This window comes from Anoxybacillus sp. TBDG-1, assembly GCF_054815885.1.
Genome location: NZ_JBTZSY010000099.1, coordinates 1 through 1560, shown reverse-complemented (window position 1 = coordinate 1560; position 1560 = coordinate 1). Strand labels below are relative to the sequence as shown.

The following is a 1560-nucleotide window of genomic DNA, read 5'->3' as shown; positions in this document are numbered from 1 at the left end:
AAAATAGATGAAAAATGGGCTCTCCTCCTGTAAGGTAGTAAGTGCGAAAAAAAAACAACCAAAGAAAGGAGTGGAGCCCATGCAGGATTATATCACAGATGGAGTCACATTGAAAGACATTGAACAGTCATTGTTTAGGCATATGCAAAAAGAATATGGTCAACTGCTTCAACAGCTGTTGGAGGACATCGATCACACATTAGCGGAAAAACGAGATAAAAAACGATATGCGCTCAAAGATAAACGAGTAATACGGATGCAGACGATGTTTGGAGAAGTGGAAATCAAGCGGAACTATTACTTCGATCGGGAAAAACAGAAGTATGTTTGTTTGTTGGATGCCTTTCTTCAGTTTGAGGGGGGACATGGAGTCAGTCCGTTGTTAGAAGAAACAGCGATTCATCTCGCCGTAACGGGTTCTTCGTATCGACAGGCTGCGCAGTCGCTTGAAAAACTGGTGGGATACGCATGTATGAGCCACGAAACGATTCGCCAATCCATCATCGAGGCAGAGGTGAAGGGGCACCGTGCGATGGAGAAAAAAGGGCGTGTGTTTTTTATCGAAGCGGACGGGTTGTACGTGAAACGTCAACGAAGCCGCGTGAAAGGAAAAGAAGAGAAAATCGTGACGATTCATCAAGGATGGGAGAAAAACGGCAAACGGGTTTCTTTGGTAAACCGAAGATACTATGTTCATCAAACGAATGAACCGATTTGGGAAGCGGTAGAGGATTTTCTGATGAAGGAATATGGCTATGATCCGCTTGATGATTGGGTAGTCATCAATGGAGATGGTGCACCATGGATCACAGCGTGTCGTGAATATTTCGGAGATAGAGGGTACTTTCAGCTCGATCGGTTCCATGTGGCGAGAGAGATTCGTCAATTGTTCCGGGGTCATGCGAGATATCGGGTGATTCGAAAAACATTCGCGTCATGGGATGAAGAGGGTGTGTTGCGAGAACTCACAAGTGCCATCGGGACGCTAGAACATGAGGAGAAGGAAAAGCAACTCGAGGCGCTTGTTCGTCGAATCGAGGAGATGCCAGGATGTTTGCGTGACTATCGCGTATGGTTGAAGGAAAAAGGGATCGACACGACAAACATGAGAGCGATGGGGAGTGCGGAAGGAACGATGCATGTGTTTGCGAAACGAAGTAAAAACGGTCGAAGTTGGAAAGATGCAGGGATTGAAGCGATGTTGCGTGCGATCGTCGCGATAAAAGATACGTTACTCATTCGGACACGCCGTGGGGTGATGTATGGCGTGGAAGAACGAGAAGAAACGAAACGAGAAACGATCGTGAAAAAGGCGCTGAAGCGCGTGCAAACGCAAATGGCAGAAGTGGTACGAGATAACATCCCATACCTTCGCCAATCTTCAGGGGCACCGATTTACGAGGTATTGCAAGCATTGAAAGGTTTTTAAAACGAGAGAAAACGCACATACCTACAGGATGAGAGTGAGTAAAAGCGCTTACATATAACGATTTTATAAAACCATATATAACCAAAAAAATCGGTCGAGAAAAAAATCTCCCACAAAGTCTTGACTCAAAC

Annotated in this window: 1 protein-coding gene; it reads left to right on the top strand. The window is 45.5% G+C overall.

From position 1 onward, the window contains the following. Positions 1-79: 79 nt before the first annotated feature. Positions 80-1429, top strand: a complete 1350-nt coding sequence (locus tag ACYQY7_RS13930) for an ISLre2 family transposase (protein WP_461202951.1) — start codon at positions 80-82, stop codon at positions 1427-1429. The last annotated feature ends 131 nt before the right edge of the window (positions 1430-1560 follow it).

Coding starts and splice junctions, on each gene's coding strand:
- ACYQY7_RS13930 (WP_461202951.1), top strand. CDS start 80: ATGCAGGATTATATCACAGATGGAGTCACATTGAAAGACATTGAACAG.